The organism is Aliidiomarina sp. (assembly GCF_022565475.1).
Taxonomy (GTDB): domain Bacteria; phylum Pseudomonadota; class Gammaproteobacteria; order Enterobacterales; family Alteromonadaceae; genus Aliidiomarina.
The window spans coordinates 1-15402 of record NZ_JAIUMR010000018.1 but is presented as its reverse complement, the minus strand read 5'-3'; the positions used below and the strand labels follow the sequence as shown (position 1 = coordinate 15402).

Below are 15402 nucleotides of genomic sequence, written 5' to 3'. Positions count from 1 at the left end.
CTGTTATGCGCCTAAACTCGACTTCTGACCTAACAAGGTTAGTTCACGCAGTGCCACAGAGAACTTGGCAAACTCATGGCTCTTCGTGGTTTTGAAGTCAGCCAAAGTTGATTTCCAACGTTCCACAGAACTTGCGTTATTCTCTAACCAAAGTGCTAAGATTTCGTCAGTCTGCTTTTTACCTTCTGCATATTTCAAAACCGAGCCTGTGAGCAACCGCTGTTGCCAGTCAAGTTCCTCGCGGAATGCTGCACGAGCCAGTGCTTGCCAATGATTCGCCACTGGTTGTTTGTTTACTTGATCAAGGAACCAATGAATTTGAATCTCCGCACCTAAACGGAAGTAGGTTTCTGCCACCGTCGAGATCTTCTGTCCGGTTTCGGCAGCAACCTCAGCAATATCCATGGCCGAGAACACAGTGCTCAGAACACCCACACGTTGTGCTAGTTTGGCTGGAACGCCCTGCTCCATTAGTTCGTCAATTCGTGCAGTGATCACTTTACGCTCTGACTCATTCATATAATCAAGCGCATTTTTGTTGAGGTCATCAAACGACTTCTGATAGAAATCGATATGCTCTTGAATCGATGTGAATGCAGGGTTCCGGTGGCGCAAGAACCAGCGTGTAGCACGACGAACCATGCGGCGAACTTGGAACAACACTTGATTCTGGACAATTGCCGGAATCTTGTTATTTAATTTCTCAATTTCAGCCCAAATCCAACGACTATCGAACACTTCGCGGGCGATAATATAAGCAGCTGCAATTTCAGCAACCGTAGCGCCCGTTGCTTCTTGTTTCCGGTAAATAAAGTTAGGGCCCATATCATTGACAATATTATTTGCCAATTTCGTGGCAATAATCTGGCCTTTCAATGGGTGATCGTTCATCGCTTCAGCGAATTGCTCTTGCAATTTCGGCGGGAATGCGGCGACAAGCTCTTTGGCATGGAAAGGGTCTTGGGTGATTTCATCCGTCACCAACTCTTCTTTCAGTACCATTTTGCCGTACGCATTCAAAACAGCCAGTTCCGGTCGAGTTAGACCTTTACCGGCAGCTGTGCGCTCCGCCAACTCATCATCATCTGGTAAGTATTCCAGCGCGCGGTCCAACAAACCTTCTTTCTCTAAATGATGAATAAAGCGCTGCATTTCTTTAATCTGATCAGCACCGCGCAATAAGGTCACCGAGATCGACTGAGTTTGACGGTTGCAGTCATGGAGTACAATTCGAGAAACGTCATCGGTCATGTCATACAACAATTGATCACGTTGCGGTTTGGTTAGCTCACCAGCGGCGACTAAGCCGTTCAACAAGATCTTGATATTTACTTCGTTATCTGAACAGTCGACACCGCCCACGTTATCGACAAAGTCAGTATTGATTCGACCACCACGCATGGCATATTCGATACGACCTAGTTGGGTGAAACCTAAGTTGCCACCCTCACCGACAATTTTACAGCGTAAGTCTTTCCCGTTAATGCGTAAGACATCGTTGGCACGATCTCCGACTTCGGCATCGGTTTCTTTACTGCCCTTGACGTAGGTACCGATACCACCGTTCCAAACTAAATCGACTTCCGCCATGAGTAACGCACGAATCAATTCAGTTGGCGTCATGGTGCGTTTTTGCGTACCTAACAGACGCTTCATCTGCGTCGTCAGTTCAATTGATTTTGCACTGCGCAAGAAGATACCGCCGCCCTCGCTAATGAGTTTGCGGTCGTAATCATCCCAACTTGAACGTGGCAAATTGAACAGGCGCTCGCGCTCTTTGTAAGATTTAGCGGCATCAGGATCTGGATCGATGAAGATATGCATATGGTTGAAAGCACCGACCAGTTTGGTATGTTTCGACAAGAGCATACCATTACCGAAGACATCCCCAGCCATGTCACCAATACCAACAGCAGTAAAGTCAGTCGTTTGACAATCAATCCCCATTTCACGGAAATGACGCTTCACTGATTCCCAACCACCGCGTGCCGTGATACCCATTTTTTTATGGTCATAACCGACGGAACCGCCTGACGCGAACGCGTCGCCCAGCCAGTGGTTGTATTCGGCAGAAATACCGTTGGCAATATCCGAAAACGTTGCTGTTCCTTTATCCGCAGCGACCACCAAATAAGGGTCATCATCGTCATGACGAACCACATTGTCTGGATAGACGATTTCGCCTTCAATGATATTATCGGTAATGTCGAGCAAGGCGCGAATAAACGTGCGGTAACATGCTTTACCTTCTTCGAGCATGGCATCACGTTCTTCAGGCAATTGCTTACAGACAAAGCCACCTTTCGCTCCAACTGGAACGATGACCGTATTCTTAACCTGCTGCGCTTTCACTAAACCTAATACTTCAGTACGGAAATCTTCCCTACGGTCTGACCAACGCAAGCCACCGCGAGCAACCTTGCCGCCTCGCAAATGAACGCCTTCGACCCGTGGCGAATAAACAAAAATCTCATACTTCGGCAATGGCAATGGCATTTCTGAGATCAGTTCTGGCAAGAACTTAATCGACACATACGGTTTTTCATTGCCCTTTGCATCGACTTGGAAGAAGTTCGTTCGCAGCGCTGCTTGAATCAGATCAAGGTAGCGACAAATAATCCGATCATCATCGAGGCTCGCCACCTTTTCCAGTTCACTTTGGATTTTCGCTACGAGCGTATCAACCTTCTTATTCACATTTTTCACACCCGGCTCAAAGCGGGTATAGAATAATTTCACCAATAACGCTGCGATGTTTGGATAACGCGTGAACGTGCTCTCGATGTAGCTCTGACTAAAGGTCACTCCGATCTGACGCATGTATTTTGCAAACATCCGCAAAATAACAACATGACGTCCTTCCATACCGGCGCCAAGGATCAAACGGTTAAAACCGTCGTCTTCGTACTCCCCTGCCCATACTTTTGCAAACGCATTTTGAAAGGCGTCGCGACTCTTTTCAAGGTCTAGTTTTCCGGCAGTATGCAGCATGAAGAAGTCGAGGGCCCAAAACACATGGCCGTCATTGGTCTTAATTTGGTAAGGGCTTTCATTGATAATGCGCAGTCCAAAATTCTCTAGCATGGGCAAGACATCTGACAAGTGAATCGGCTCGTCGCGGTGGAAAAGCTTTAACTTCACGCGATTTGAGTCATCTTGAACTTCTTGCGCACGATAAAACAGCATACCCAAGCGATGGTCGTCGTCGAGTGCTTCGAGCTGTTCAATATCGGCTAATGCCACAGAAGGCAACACATCTTCTTTATAGGCACGAGGGAAGCCAGCAGCGTAGCGCTTCATTAAATCACGAGCGCTACCTTCACCTTTTGCCGTCACTAGCAAGCGTTCTAAATTATCTTCCCAGCTGCGCGATGCTTCCATTAGATTCTCTTCCAATTCTTTGATGTTGATTTCTTGGCCACTGTCTTGAACACGAATCGTATATTGTGTCCGTGCCAGAGCCGATTCAGAGAAATAAGTCGTAAAATCGACGTCTTCACTGCTGCCCAATGTTTTCGCTAAGATGTTTTGCGTGCGAATCCGCAGTAAGGTGTTGTAACGTTCTTTCGGCACATAAACCATAGCGGTAATGAAACGACCAAAAATATCACGGCGTAAAAAGACACGAGTAATATCACGCTCTTGAATTTGCAACACTCCGAGCGCGGTTTTTAATAGGTCTTCTTCGCTACTTTGGACAATCTCGTCGCGTGGATAGGTTTGCATAATATTCAGCAACGCTTTACTCGCGTGCGTGCCTTTCGCATAACGAGACTTTTCTAAAACCGACTTCACTTTGTCACTGACTAACGGAATGTCCATAACACTGTCGTTGTAGAAGGTCGCTGCATACAAGCCAATAAACCGGTCTTCGCCGATGACGCGACCTTGTGCATCAAACCGCTTAATGCCAATGTAATCATTGTGCGCTGGACGGTGCACCCGCGATCGCGCGTTGGTCTTCGTCAATAATAATAGTTCGTCGCTGGACAACGCCGTCGCGCGAGCTAATTTACTCATTTCCCCGAGGCGACGGGCCGTATTGTCTTTCGAGTTCTTAAGCAGACCTAGGCTTGAATCCGGGTCTTGTACAATCTCATAATCACCCTCAACTGCTTTGACGCTATAACTTCGATAGCCCATCAAGGTGAAATTATCGTCTGCCAGCCAAGCTAAAAAGCGTTTCGCTTGTTCGAGTTTCTCAGGAGCTCCGGGGAAATTCCGCGCGTCCATTGTTTCCGCGATCTCTTTTAACTTCGCTCGCATCGGTTTCCAATCACTGACAGCTAGAGCAACCTCGTTCATGACCGAGGCTAATTCTGTTTTCAGCGCTTTCAACTCAGCCGCATCGTTTTGACGATCCACTTCGACTATGAATACAGTGTCCGTTTGTGCCGCTTCGTCGGTTTGGCCTGCTGGCAAAATTTCAATAATCTTACCTTCTGCATCGCGACGATGAACCAACGGTGAATGTAAAAGCAATTGTGAATTGATACACAAACGGCTTAACGCCATCCGCACTGAATCCACCATGAACGGCATATCGGTTTGAATAATCTCGATAATCGTGTGCGGAGACTCCCAGCCGTGTTTCGACACTTCTGGGTTATACACTTTAATGGTTGCTTTAGTATTCGACTCGTAAACGTTAAAGCTATGCCACAGACCAACAATGGCACCATAGATATTACTATGGTCTCGTCCCGCTAAATCATCGCGGGACACATTACGGTAGAGGCGTTGGGCAAATTCCTCCACCAAGGAAGCGTTGGTTTTCGGGAAGCGTTGATGAATGGTCTCTGAAACTTTCTCGAGGATAACCGGGGGTTGACTGTTGACCGATGCCATGATGATTAATCCTTGTCTGAGGCAAAAAAGTTGTGGCATGACAACCGCCGCCGGGCGGTAGTTTTGTAGCTCACATATTGTCGGCCTTTAAGAGCGGAAAATCAACGTATTCTGGGCTGGTGCGATGAGTTAATTTTCAGTTAACGTTTGGTTAACTTTTTCATATAAATCAGGCGCTAAATTATTCAGCTGACTTAAAGAAATTAATTCGTTTTTTAACAGTTGTTGTTGCTTAGTCGGCAACTTTCGCCACTTCAATAATGGCGACAACAAACGCGACGCAACTTGTGGGTTGCTACTATTCAAACGGCGAATCGCGGCAATGACAAAACGGTACCCCTCGCCATTTTCAGCGTGCAGCTGCCCCAGGTTGTGGGTAAATGACGCTAAGAGCGCGTATATGCGATTGGGATTACGCCAGTTAAAGTGCTCTGATGCCACTAAACTCGCAATTGTGTCGACGGTACCGTATTGCGGGCCAGTTGCTTGTACCGCTAACCATTTATCCATGACCAAAACGTCATGCGACCAAGTTTCGGCAAAGCAAGTCAAGAATGAAGGCGTTAATCGATGGTTCGCATGCACAGCAGCTTGCAAAGCACCAAACTGCAATGTCATTGATGCACCTTGATTAAAATACTGCTCGAGCACTTGTTCGACATCGTTATCCGGCAATAAGGCTAATAAGCTCATCGCGGTATTGGTTAACATGCGCCGCGCAATCGCGGTAGACGTGAGTGCACTTTTCTCATCGTCGTTTAACTTGGTAACTTGCAATAGTTCTGTGTGTAAAGACTGCGCCAGAACAAACCGCAATTCGTTCACAACACGACAAATTGCGCGCACCGGAATAACTTGGAAATCTTGGCTTACTGCCTCCTCATTGGGAACTTGCAGAAGTAATGCGGTCAGTGCTGGATCTGCCGAGCAATTGCGTAATTCATTGCTTAATACATCAATCAGGTTTCGAGGAACGTTTACCGGCGCATCATCACGAATGGCTTGATGCAGGCGTTGCAAATAAAACTGTTGCACTGCATCCCAGCGCAGGAAAGCGTCGGTACCGCCGGCGATGAGTGCAAGTAACTCGGCTTCGCTGCGAGCCATCCGCAAACGCACGGGAGCAGAAAAATCAGCTAAGAGACCAGTAATGGGCCGCTCACTCACACCTTCAAAGACAAAGTCTTGTTGCCCCTCACGTAGTTCTAACACACTGACCTGCTGCCCTTTTGCATCTGCCATCGACAAGGGCTTGCCCTTAGCGTTTACAAACTCTGTGCGTATCGGTATGTGCATGGGCTTTTTATGATCTTGGCCAATCGTTGCGGGTATGCTCTGGCGCAACGTTAATGTATAACGTTGTGCGGCTTGGTCATAAGTCTCACTCGCTTCAATGAGCGGCGTTCCCGCTTGGCTATACCACAATCGAAACTGCTGCAAATCGACCTGATTAGCATCCTCCATTGCGGTGACGAAATCCTCACAGGTCACGGCTTGGCCATCATGACGTTGAATGTACAGCGCAATTCCTGCTTGAAAGCCAGCCTCTCCGAGTAAGGTATGCAACATACGAATCACTTCCGCACCTTTGTTATACACAGTTACGGTATAGAAGTTGTTCATCTCAACCACTCGATCCGGGCGAATTGGATGCGCCATAGGGCCACTGTCTTCGTCAAACTGATGCGTGCGCATAATGCGCGCATCCTGAATACGATTCACCGCACGCATACCCAGATCTGCACTAAACTCTTGGTCACGGAATACCGTAAGCCCTTCCTTCAAACTCAACTGAAACCAGTCACGACAGGTAATGCGATTTCCAGTCCAATTATGGAAATACTCATGGCCAATAACGGACTCAACATTAAGAAAGTCTTGATCAGTCGCGGTTTGTGTATTGGCGAGCACATATTTGGAGTTAAAAATGTTTAACCCTTTATTTTCCATCGCGCCCATGTTGAAAAAATCAACCGCCACGATCATGTAGATGTCGAGATCGTAAATGAGATTAAAGCGCTCTTCATCCCATTGCATGGCACGTTTAAGCGCGCCCATAGCATAATCTGCTTTACCTAAGTTGCCTTTATCGACGAAGAGCTGCAAAGTCACCACCCTTTCGTCACGGGTGATAAAACGATCTTCAAGCAAATCAAAATCGCCAGCGACAAGGGCAAACAGGTAGCTCGGTTTCGGATGCGGATCATGCCATGTCACAAAGTCCTTTCCATCACGTTGCTCACGCTTGACTAAATTACCATTTGACAGTAAATGTGGGTATCGACCCTGTTCGGCAATGATCGTCGTGGTATACACAGCCAACACATCCGGACGATCAAGAAAATAGGTAATTCGCCGAAAACCTTCCGCTTCACACTGTGTACAAAAGGTGCCTTCCGACAGGTAGAGTCCTTCAAGAGCGGTATTTGCCGAGGGATTAATAGTTGTTACTATGGTTAATTCAAAGTGTTCCGGCACCGCAGGCAGAACTAAGCTTTTGCCATCGACAACAAGATCACTAGTAGCGAGCTCGTCGCCGTTCAGCAGCACTTTTACTAAGATTAATTGCTCACCATCTAAACGCAGTGTGTCCTCGTTACCGACGCGGCGAATCACCATGGTATTGGTCACCCGTGTCGCTTCGGGCACCAGCTCAAAGGTTAAATCAACGGTCTCAATCGCGAATGCTGGTGGCTGATAATCGGCGCGAAACTTAGCTTGCGGTTGAGTCGAGAGTTCGAGCATGGAGTTAACCTTTAATAGATGAGCAAATTAGCCCGGACGAGACAAACGGCAGCGCTTAGGCTGCCGTTGTTTCATGGCCTGGTAAACGTAAAATCTTGAAATTGGTGTAGGCATACAGAATCGTTAGCATCGGCACCAACAACAGGAAGAACGCAAATGGTGCGTAATGGAGCGGATAAACACCCAATACCGAGAACATGTAGGCACCACAAGTGTTCCATGGGATTAACGCAGAAGTAATCGTACCGCTCGACTCGAGCGTCCGTGACAAGACCCGCGGATCCAACCCGGCTTCTGCATAGGCTTCTCGGAACATCCGCCCCGGGAGAACAATTGCCATATATTGATCGGCAGTTAACACATTCGCACCAAAGCAAGTAAATACTGTTGCGGTGACCAACGACGTCGTGCCTTTGACAGCTTTCAAAATGCCGCGAATCAACTTTTGCAGCAGTCCAGTTGTTTCCATCACGGCACCAAAAGTCATGGCGCTAATAATCAACCACACGGTGTTGATCATACTTTCCATGCCGCCGCCACTAATTAAGGATTCAAGGTCAGCATTGTCGGAAGCGATCTGAACACCACTAGCTAGTGCAAGCCATACCACTTCAAAAGCACCAACGACAAAATTTGCTCGATCTGGATTAGCCAGCGTAGCAATAACATCTTGCTGGAACAGCAGAGCCCAAAGGCCACCCACTAAGGCGCCAATCAGAATCGACGGTAACGCCGGCTTTTTCGCAACCGCAAGTACAAAGAGAACCGCAAGCGGAATCAACATGACTGGACTGATATTAAATAAATTACGCAGTTCGCTTTGCATTGCGTCGAGCGAATCCATGTTGGCACTACTCGAAGCACTCCAACCCAGAATCAAGAACAGTACTATCGAAATACCCAAGGCCGGGAAAGCAGTCCAACTCATGTAGCGAATGTGTGCAAACAGCTCGGTTCCGCTTACTGCAGGCGCTAAGTTAGTGGTATCGGATAAGGGTGACATTTTGTCACCAAAATAAGCACCGGAAACGACCGCGCCGGCTGTGATAGCAAGAGATAGCTCCATGCCCGTTGCCACGCCAATCAGCGCGACACCTATCGTTGCCGCTGTGGTCCATGAGCTGCCAATCGACAACGCGACAATGGCACAAATGATACAAGCAGCCGCATAAAACCAACTTGGACTCAGCAGCTCGAGGCCATAGTAAATCATAGTCGGGACAATTCCGGCGAGTAACCAAGTGCCAATGAGAGAGCCGACCATCAAAATAATTAAAATTGCTCCGAGAGCGACAGAAATGCCTTCGGTAATGCCCTTCTCAATATCACCCCATTGATAACCGTTATTGAAAGCAATCACAGTGGCAATCGCAGCGGCGATTAACAAGGCAATTTGATTGGGGCCATATGACGAATCTTCGCCAAACAGAAAGACCGAACTTGCTAACATAGCAATGAGCGCTAACAAAGGAATCAGCGCTTGCAAATACGAGGGACGTTTTGTAGTGACCGTCATGTTTGTGATCCATTTTTTATAATAATAAGGCAGCGAATCCCACGGTTATTCTGGTCGTCGAGGTTCGCATTTACTGTACTTTATGTCATTTTTAGCGCGAAAAACCAAACGTTTTTCGATTTATAGACATAATAAAGGGCTTGTGTCGAACAAGCCCTTCGAATTAAATCCTTTAATTAACTAATTGTTTTCACGCAAAATACGTAAATAGTCAGCAGAAATTCTTACAGTTTCGGAGAGGAATACGTCCGGGGTACGCACCTCTTCATCTGCTTCATCAATCGTTTCTACAGGCTCTAAACCGGCACGTAATAATCGCTCATTAATTCGGTCGAGACTACGTTGGCGGTCGCGCTCAGACTCTGCTTCGCGCTCGGCTTTGATGAGACTCACATGAGTGCGGTTACGCATCGCTTTGACCCGCTCAGCGTCTTGATGAATATAACTGAACTCGGGATCCGTTGCCGTACGTTCACCGAAGTATTTATTCAAGCGCTCAATGACATCCGCGTTCACATAATTAAATCGACGGAACTCTACCGCTTCAATTTGATCCCACGGCAAAGCATTCTCTGCGCGACTTTCACCGAATTCTTCCGGATCAATCAAACTTGGGAACTGTATATCCGGAACCACACCTTTATGCTGTGTGCTACCACCGTCGATACGATAGAACTTAGCCATGGTGTATTGCACGCTACCCATCGGATTTGAATGTAAATCAAAGCGCCGCGCTAAACCACGATGCTGTTGCACGGTTCCCTTACCGAAGCTGTTCTCACCAACAATCAAAGCACGTTGATAATCCTGTAGCGCTGCAGCGAAAATCTCTGATGCTGAGGCACTGAAGCGGTCAATCATGACCACCATAGGGCCATCATAATGTACTTGCGGATCAGGGTCGCCACTAACATCGATACGACCAGTACTGTCACGCACTTGTACAACCGGTCCCGACGGAATAAATAAACCCGTCAAGGTAATCGACTCATTCAAGGCGCCGCCGCCATTACCACGCAAATCAATAATCAAGCCGTCAACATCATTGGCACGTACATCAACCAACAGTTCCTGAACCTTGTCAGTCAGCTTGTTGTAAAAACCAGGAATGGTAATCACTGCAAAACGCTCGCCGCTTTCTGCAGTTTCATAGCTCAATTTCGCTTCGCGATCTTCCAAGCGCACTTCTTCACGGACAATTTCAACTTCGACCGGTGAGGCACCCGGCGCATCGCCACCTTTCAATACCTGTAAGCGAACGACACTTCCTTTCGGCCCTTTAATGATTTCAACAACGTCATCCAAACGCCAGCCGATAATATCGACAAACTCTTGATCACCCTGCGCCACAGCAATAATTCGGTCATCTGGCGATAATTTGCCAGATTTATCCGCTGGCCCACCAGGAACGAGAGAGCGAATGACTGTATAGTCAAATTCCGCTTGTAAGACCGCGCCAATACCCTCAAGCGACAAATTCATGTTTTGTTGAAAACGCTCGGCATTCCGTGGAGACAAATAACTTGTATGCGCGTCAACACTACGCGCAAAAGCATTCATAACATTTTGAAACGCATCTTCACTTTGCGTTTGGGTAAGTTGCTGCAGAGCTGACCGATAACGACGTTTAAGGTTATCGGTAATTTCTTCTTCCGTACGTCCGGCTAATAATAGGTTCAGCGCATCATTCAACACTCGCTGATGCCAAATCGCATCGAGTTCGGCAACCGACGTCGCCCAATCAGCCTTAGTGCGGTCAAATTGGAACTCGGTGTTGTCCTCATCAAACTCGATGCCAGCCTCGACAACTGTTAAGGCATATTGAAAACGTTCAAAACGACGTTGTAAATTACGCTGATGCATTGCATAAGCTGCATCGAGTTCACCATTTAAGAGTTTTTCATGGAAATTCTTACGATGTGATGCAAATTCATCGATGTCGCTCTGCAGGAAAAACATGCGGTTGTAGTCAAGTTGCTCGAAGTAGCGATTGAAAATCTGTTCGGCCATCGCTTCATCCAGTTCAACCCGACTATAGTGATAGCGAGTGAAATAGGACGCGATTCGACGACTAGCAGCTTTATGTTGCGCTTCCGGCTCAAGTTTGGGTACATCGGCTAATGTGTAGCTCGTACTTAAATCACTCAAGCCCTGGGTTTGCCCAACACTGCTTGAAGGCGTTAATAATAACGCTGCGGTCAGAACAACGCTGGTTACAACTTGCTTAAACATTCGAACTCCTGTTAGCTGCGAAACAACTCAGAAACGGCTACTCGAACGGTCATTCCGGACGGTAGTTGGACCTGAACTTCGCTTTTTTCAATGCCTGCAATGGTTCCCTGCACTGCCATGCTGCCCACTTTAACTTGGACTTTGTCACCGACTTTTACCTGGCCGGGCTGGACACTTTCCAAGGCCGCTTTCGTGGTAATAGGTTGAGCAACTGCTGGCTTGCTTGAACCACTGCGTGGAATCGAAACTGATTTACGCTTCTTTGCACCTTTGACTTGATTATCGCCTGTTTTGTTCTTGGTATTACGACCTTTGGTCGCAATTGGTTTACGCTCTGCCGCACGTTGTGCTTGTTTTTCTTTTGCTTTTGCTTGCGATGCTTGCAGTTGTTCTTGAGCGTGTTGCTCATGCTCGGCTTCAACCGCACCTGCATCAGCGCCGTCTAGATCAACACGTTGAACACCTGCTTTAACACCACGCAAATAGCGCCATGAATTCGTGTATTGACGCAATGCCGAACGTAATCGCGTTTTACTGACATTGCCATCATCAGCCAGACGTTTCGCGAGCTCATCGAAAATTCCAATTTTCAGCGGGCGCGCATCTCCCTCCAACGTGAAGCATCCTGGGAACTGTTCCGCAAGGTATGCGATAACTTCTTTGCTGGTTGAGAGTTTTGCCGTATTTTCCATTGAATTAACCTTCATCGTTCTCTGTTGCCTGGTCATCTTGTTCGATACGTTGAACCAGGTGGGTGATATAATCTTCTAATTCGTCCGATTCCGCTTCGACAAGTCCCGGTTCACGCAGCCACAGCTCGCTTATTTCCAGAATCAATTGTTCACGCTTTTCAAACGTCCAAAATTCGATGTCAGCCGTCTGCTGAACAATCGTATAAAGCATTAAATTAAGATGATCAGCCGCAATTTCAGCTTCATCTTCAAAAAAGTCCATATCCGTTACATCAACAAGATACGGACGGATATCAAAATCATCCATACTGCTGCCAGTTTAGCGATTCTAACAAAGGTATGAGTAAACGAAGTCCGACTTCATCGTCGGCGCTGAAGCGATTCAGACTCGGGCTATCGATGTCGAGCACAGCAACGACACGGTCATTGACAATGATTGGCAGCACGATCTCTGAGTTACTCGCACTATCGCAAGCGATATGGCCAGGAAACGCGTGGACATCCGCTACACGCTGCACTTCACGACTGCTCGCCGCAGCTCCACATACGCCTTTGCCAAAAGGAATTCTGACACATGCAACTTTGCCTTGAAACGGGCCAAGCACTAGCTCTTCACCTTGACTTAAATAGAAACCAAGCCAATTCAAGTCGTCTAATTGGTCAAAAAGAAAGGCACTGATGTTGGCTAGATTAGCAATAAGGTCGGGCTCATCTGCGGTTAATGCATCGAGTTGCTTCACTAAGCTTTGATAAAAAGCTGGGGAACCGGTTGGTTCGGTTGTCACTGCTGAAAACACGGAATTGCTCACTCCAACTAAAAACGTTTAGTGTTTATCGTCATTGATTGTAAACCGAGCAATATCCGCTTCGGCACGCATACGTAACTCAGAGCGCAAATCGCCCTTTGTTTTCATCACCAACTCACCCGTTGGTCCAATCGAAAAATGTTCATCCTGATGTAAGCGGCGAGCCTGATACACCATCACCAGTTCCATCGCATTTTCCAATTGTTCCGGCGTTAGTTTTTGACCATCTGGCCAACGTCCTGTTTCAACCGCCTGAACCATACGCTCATAAATTTCCGGCGACATCGCCTTCACAACGTCATCATATTGCATTCTATTTCTGCCGTTTCAAAAGATAAATACGACCACGAGTGACTAAGTACCACGCAAAGCTTAAACCTGCAACTGCCGGTCCAACAATCGGCATGAAGGACTCCCAGCCACTTTCCTGCCAATCATAAAAAGTTGCGCCAATACCCGCAACAAAAAAGACGATGGCCAACATTTGCTGGCTGACTAATTTATTCACCCGGATCGAACGCTGATTGCGTGCTTTACGTGCCAATGTTTCAGCGTCGTGAGCACCCAGCATAAAACCACAATGATCACAGACAGCCGCACGATCAGATACTTTTTTCATGCAGCCGGGACAATTAATAATCGCCATGGCACCTCTCGTTGTCCACAAGGAAAAGTGAGTTTCAGTAAACTAATCATATCAGCCATCCAAGGTTGATTCACGTGAAAGGTGATGATTCCAGCGTAAATCACGTTTGCAAGCAGAAAAAACTCGATAAAACGGGACAAATATAGGGTTGCTGTATGAAGTTCTCGTAGAGCTAACTTTAATAATGTGGCAAAGTAACGCCTGATTCTAAAAACAACAACTCCATAACAACTGGGAGACGCTGATGGAAGCCATCGTCAACACCGTCAATAATATAATCTGGAGCCCTGCCCTGATCGTTCTCTGTTTAGGTGCCGGCCTGTTTTATTCGATACTCACCCGCTTTGCGCAAGTTCGGCATTTTCGAGAAATGCTGCGGTTGTTAATCAGCGGCAATGACTCAAGCAAAGGTATTTCATCGTTTCAAGCACTGGCCGTAACACTTTCCGGCCGTGTTGGTGTCGGTAATATCGCAGGTGTCGCAGCCGCGATTGGTTTCGGTGGTCCAGGCGCTGTATTTTGGATGTGGGTTGTTGCGTTTCTGGGCGCCAGTACGGCGTATGCAGAATCAACCTTAGGTCAAATCTATAAAGTCGAAGACCAAGGCCAATATCGTGGTGGCCCAGCGTACTATTTTGAAAAAGCATTAGGACAAAAATGGTTGGCGATTTTGTTCGCAATTTCGGCGATCATTGCCTGCGGTATCTTCTTACCTGGGATTCAAGCCAATGCCGTCGGTAATGCAGTAACCCATGTTTTTGGTGACGGCAACATGGTGTCAACCGACTTCGGTGAAGTTGGCTCGAATAAACTCATCGCCCTTGCGGTTATCCTCATTGTCCTCGGCTTCATCATTTTCGGCGGCATTAAACGCATCGCTAACTTTACCCAGATAGTGGTGCCCTTTATGGCCCTTGCCTACATTATTATGGCATTGGTCATCGTCTTCCTAAATTTAAACAAAGTACCTGGTATTCTCGCCATGATTGTCACCGATGCATTCACCGCGCAAGCCGGTTTCGGTGCTGCTATCGGTTGGGGCGTCAAACGTGGCATCTACTCCAACGAAGCGGGTCAAGGTACCGGTCCGCATGCATCATCTGCGGCAGAAGTTGATCACCCTGCACAACAAGGATTAGTCCAAGCCTTCTCGGTCTACATCGACACTTTGTTTGTCTGTACCGCGACCGCTTTAATGATCTTAATCACGCAGCAGTTCAATATCGTTGATGAAGTGACTGGCGCACTAATCGTTCAAAACGTAGCGGCAACCACAGACGTTGCATCACCAGCATTTACGCAGTTAGCGCTATCGAGCGTGTTTGGCAATACGGGTGAAGGCTTTGTCGGTATCGCTATTTTCTTCTTCGCCTTTACCACGATCCTAGCCTATTACTATATAGCCGAAACCAATGTGGCCTACCTCAACCGATACATTAAAAACAGGTTCTCATTAACCTTAGTGAAATTGGTGATCATGTTTATGGTTGCCTATGGCACCGTAAATAGCTCAGGCTATATCTGGAACCTTGGTGATATTGGTGTTGGTTTGATGGCTTGGATCAACATTCTCGGTATTCTTGCTATCTTCTTCGTCGCCCGCCCTGCCATTATGTGCTTGCGTGATTACGAAGAGCAGAAGAAAAGCGGTCGTCCTATCATTTTTGACCCGCTGAAACTCGGGATTCAGAAGGCGGATTTCTGGGAGAAGCGTCTCGCCAAACAAAAAGCAGCGGCTGAGAACACTGAAAAACCCTAGTCGAAAGGAACAAAAAAGGGAGCCGTTATCTGGCTAATGCCGATCAGTTAAGAAATTTTCGCGATCGGTTGACCGATCCTTAGAAGGGTTCAAAATCCGTAATTAGGTTCTCTAATTGCGGATTTTTTTATGCGTTTTGAAAGTGAATTGGCAGTAGC

General features: G+C 47.2%; 10 protein-coding genes. 1 reads left to right on the top strand and 9 read right to left on the bottom strand.

The features are described 5' to 3' along the window. Positions 1 to 3: 3 nt before the first annotated feature. The 9 genes from LAT77_RS11955 to LAT77_RS11915 all read right to left on the bottom strand — a co-directional run bounded on the left by LAT77_RS11955 (position 4) and on the right by LAT77_RS11915 (position 13485). Complete coding sequence (locus LAT77_RS11955) at positions 4 to 4848, bottom strand: NAD-glutamate dehydrogenase (RefSeq protein WP_290564798.1); 4845 nt, start codon at positions 4846 to 4848, stop codon at positions 4 to 6. A gap of 129 nt (positions 4849 to 4977) precedes the next feature. After that, the gene (pepN, locus tag LAT77_RS11950; RefSeq protein WP_290564797.1) at positions 4978 to 7593 is read right to left on the bottom strand and encodes an aminopeptidase N; all 2616 of its coding nucleotides are present in this window, start codon (positions 7591 to 7593) and stop codon (positions 4978 to 4980) included. Positions 7594 to 7648: 55 nt separating this feature from the next. Further along, the gene (gene nhaC / locus LAT77_RS11945) at positions 7649 to 9109 is read right to left on the bottom strand and encodes a Na+/H+ antiporter NhaC (protein ID WP_290564796.1); all 1461 of its coding nucleotides are present in this window, start codon (positions 9107 to 9109) and stop codon (positions 7649 to 7651) included. 180 nt (positions 9110 to 9289) lie between these two features. After that, positions 9290 to 11341: a carboxy terminal-processing peptidase gene (gene prc / locus LAT77_RS11940; RefSeq protein WP_290564795.1), complete on the bottom strand. Its 2052-nt coding sequence runs from the start codon at positions 11339 to 11341 to the stop codon at positions 9290 to 9292. Between the two features lie 11 nt (positions 11342 to 11352). Then, complete coding sequence (gene proQ, locus LAT77_RS11935; protein ID WP_290564794.1) at positions 11353 to 12048, bottom strand: RNA chaperone ProQ; 696 nt, start codon at positions 12046 to 12048, stop codon at positions 11353 to 11355. Next, entirely contained in the window at positions 12038 to 12340 is a 303-nt protein-coding gene (locus tag LAT77_RS11930) for a hypothetical protein (RefSeq protein ID WP_290564793.1), read from the bottom strand. The genes proQ and LAT77_RS11930 overlap by 11 nt, the downstream gene beginning before the upstream one ends. Further along, positions 12333 to 12830, bottom strand: coding sequence for a GAF domain-containing protein (locus LAT77_RS11925; RefSeq protein ID WP_290564792.1), 498 nt, complete (start codon positions 12828 to 12830; stop codon positions 12333 to 12335). Before LAT77_RS11925 ends, LAT77_RS11930 begins: the two co-directional genes overlap by 8 nt. A 27-nt stretch (positions 12831 to 12857) precedes the next feature. Further along, positions 12858 to 13151 (bottom strand): DUF1315 family protein, encoded by a 294-nt coding sequence (locus LAT77_RS11920; RefSeq protein WP_290564791.1) that lies wholly within the window; start codon positions 13149 to 13151, stop codon positions 12858 to 12860. Between the two features lies 1 nt (position 13152). Next, positions 13153 to 13485: a hypothetical protein gene (locus LAT77_RS11915; protein ID WP_290564790.1), complete on the bottom strand. Its 333-nt coding sequence runs from the start codon at positions 13483 to 13485 to the stop codon at positions 13153 to 13155. 244 nt (positions 13486 to 13729) lie between these two features. On the opposite strand from LAT77_RS11915, the gene LAT77_RS11910 reads away from it, so the two are divergent. After that, positions 13730 to 15244: a sodium:alanine symporter family protein gene (locus tag LAT77_RS11910; protein ID WP_290564789.1), complete on the top strand. Its 1515-nt coding sequence runs from the start codon at positions 13730 to 13732 to the stop codon at positions 15242 to 15244. The last annotated feature ends 158 nt before the right edge of the window (positions 15245 to 15402 follow it).

Bases quoted from the DNA above. Each gene is read 5' to 3' on its own strand.
- prc (WP_290564795.1), bottom strand. From the start codon at position 11,341: ATGTTTAAGCAAGTTGTAACCAGCGTTGTTCTGACCGCAGCGTTATTA.
- pepN (WP_290564797.1), bottom strand. From the start codon at position 7,593: ATGCTCGAACTCTCGACTCAACCGCAAGCTAAGTTTCGCGCCGATTAT.
- LAT77_RS11915 (WP_290564790.1), bottom strand. From the start codon at position 13,485: ATGGCGATTATTAATTGTCCCGGCTGCATGAAAAAAGTATCTGATCGT.
- proQ (WP_290564794.1), bottom strand. From the start codon at position 12,048: ATGAAGGTTAATTCAATGGAAAATACGGCAAAACTCTCAACCAGCAAA.
- LAT77_RS11920 (WP_290564791.1), bottom strand. From the start codon at position 13,151: ATGCAATATGATGACGTTGTGAAGGCGATGTCGCCGGAAATTTATGAG.
- LAT77_RS11910 (WP_290564789.1), top strand. From the start codon at position 13,730: ATGGAAGCCATCGTCAACACCGTCAATAATATAATCTGGAGCCCTGCC.
- nhaC (WP_290564796.1), bottom strand. From the start codon at position 9,109: ATGACGGTCACTACAAAACGTCCCTCGTATTTGCAAGCGCTGATTCCT.
- LAT77_RS11955 (WP_290564798.1), bottom strand. From the start codon at position 4,848: ATGGCATCGGTCAACAGTCAACCCCCGGTTATCCTCGAGAAAGTTTCA.
- LAT77_RS11930 (WP_290564793.1), bottom strand. From the start codon at position 12,340: ATGGATGATTTTGATATCCGTCCGTATCTTGTTGATGTAACGGATATG.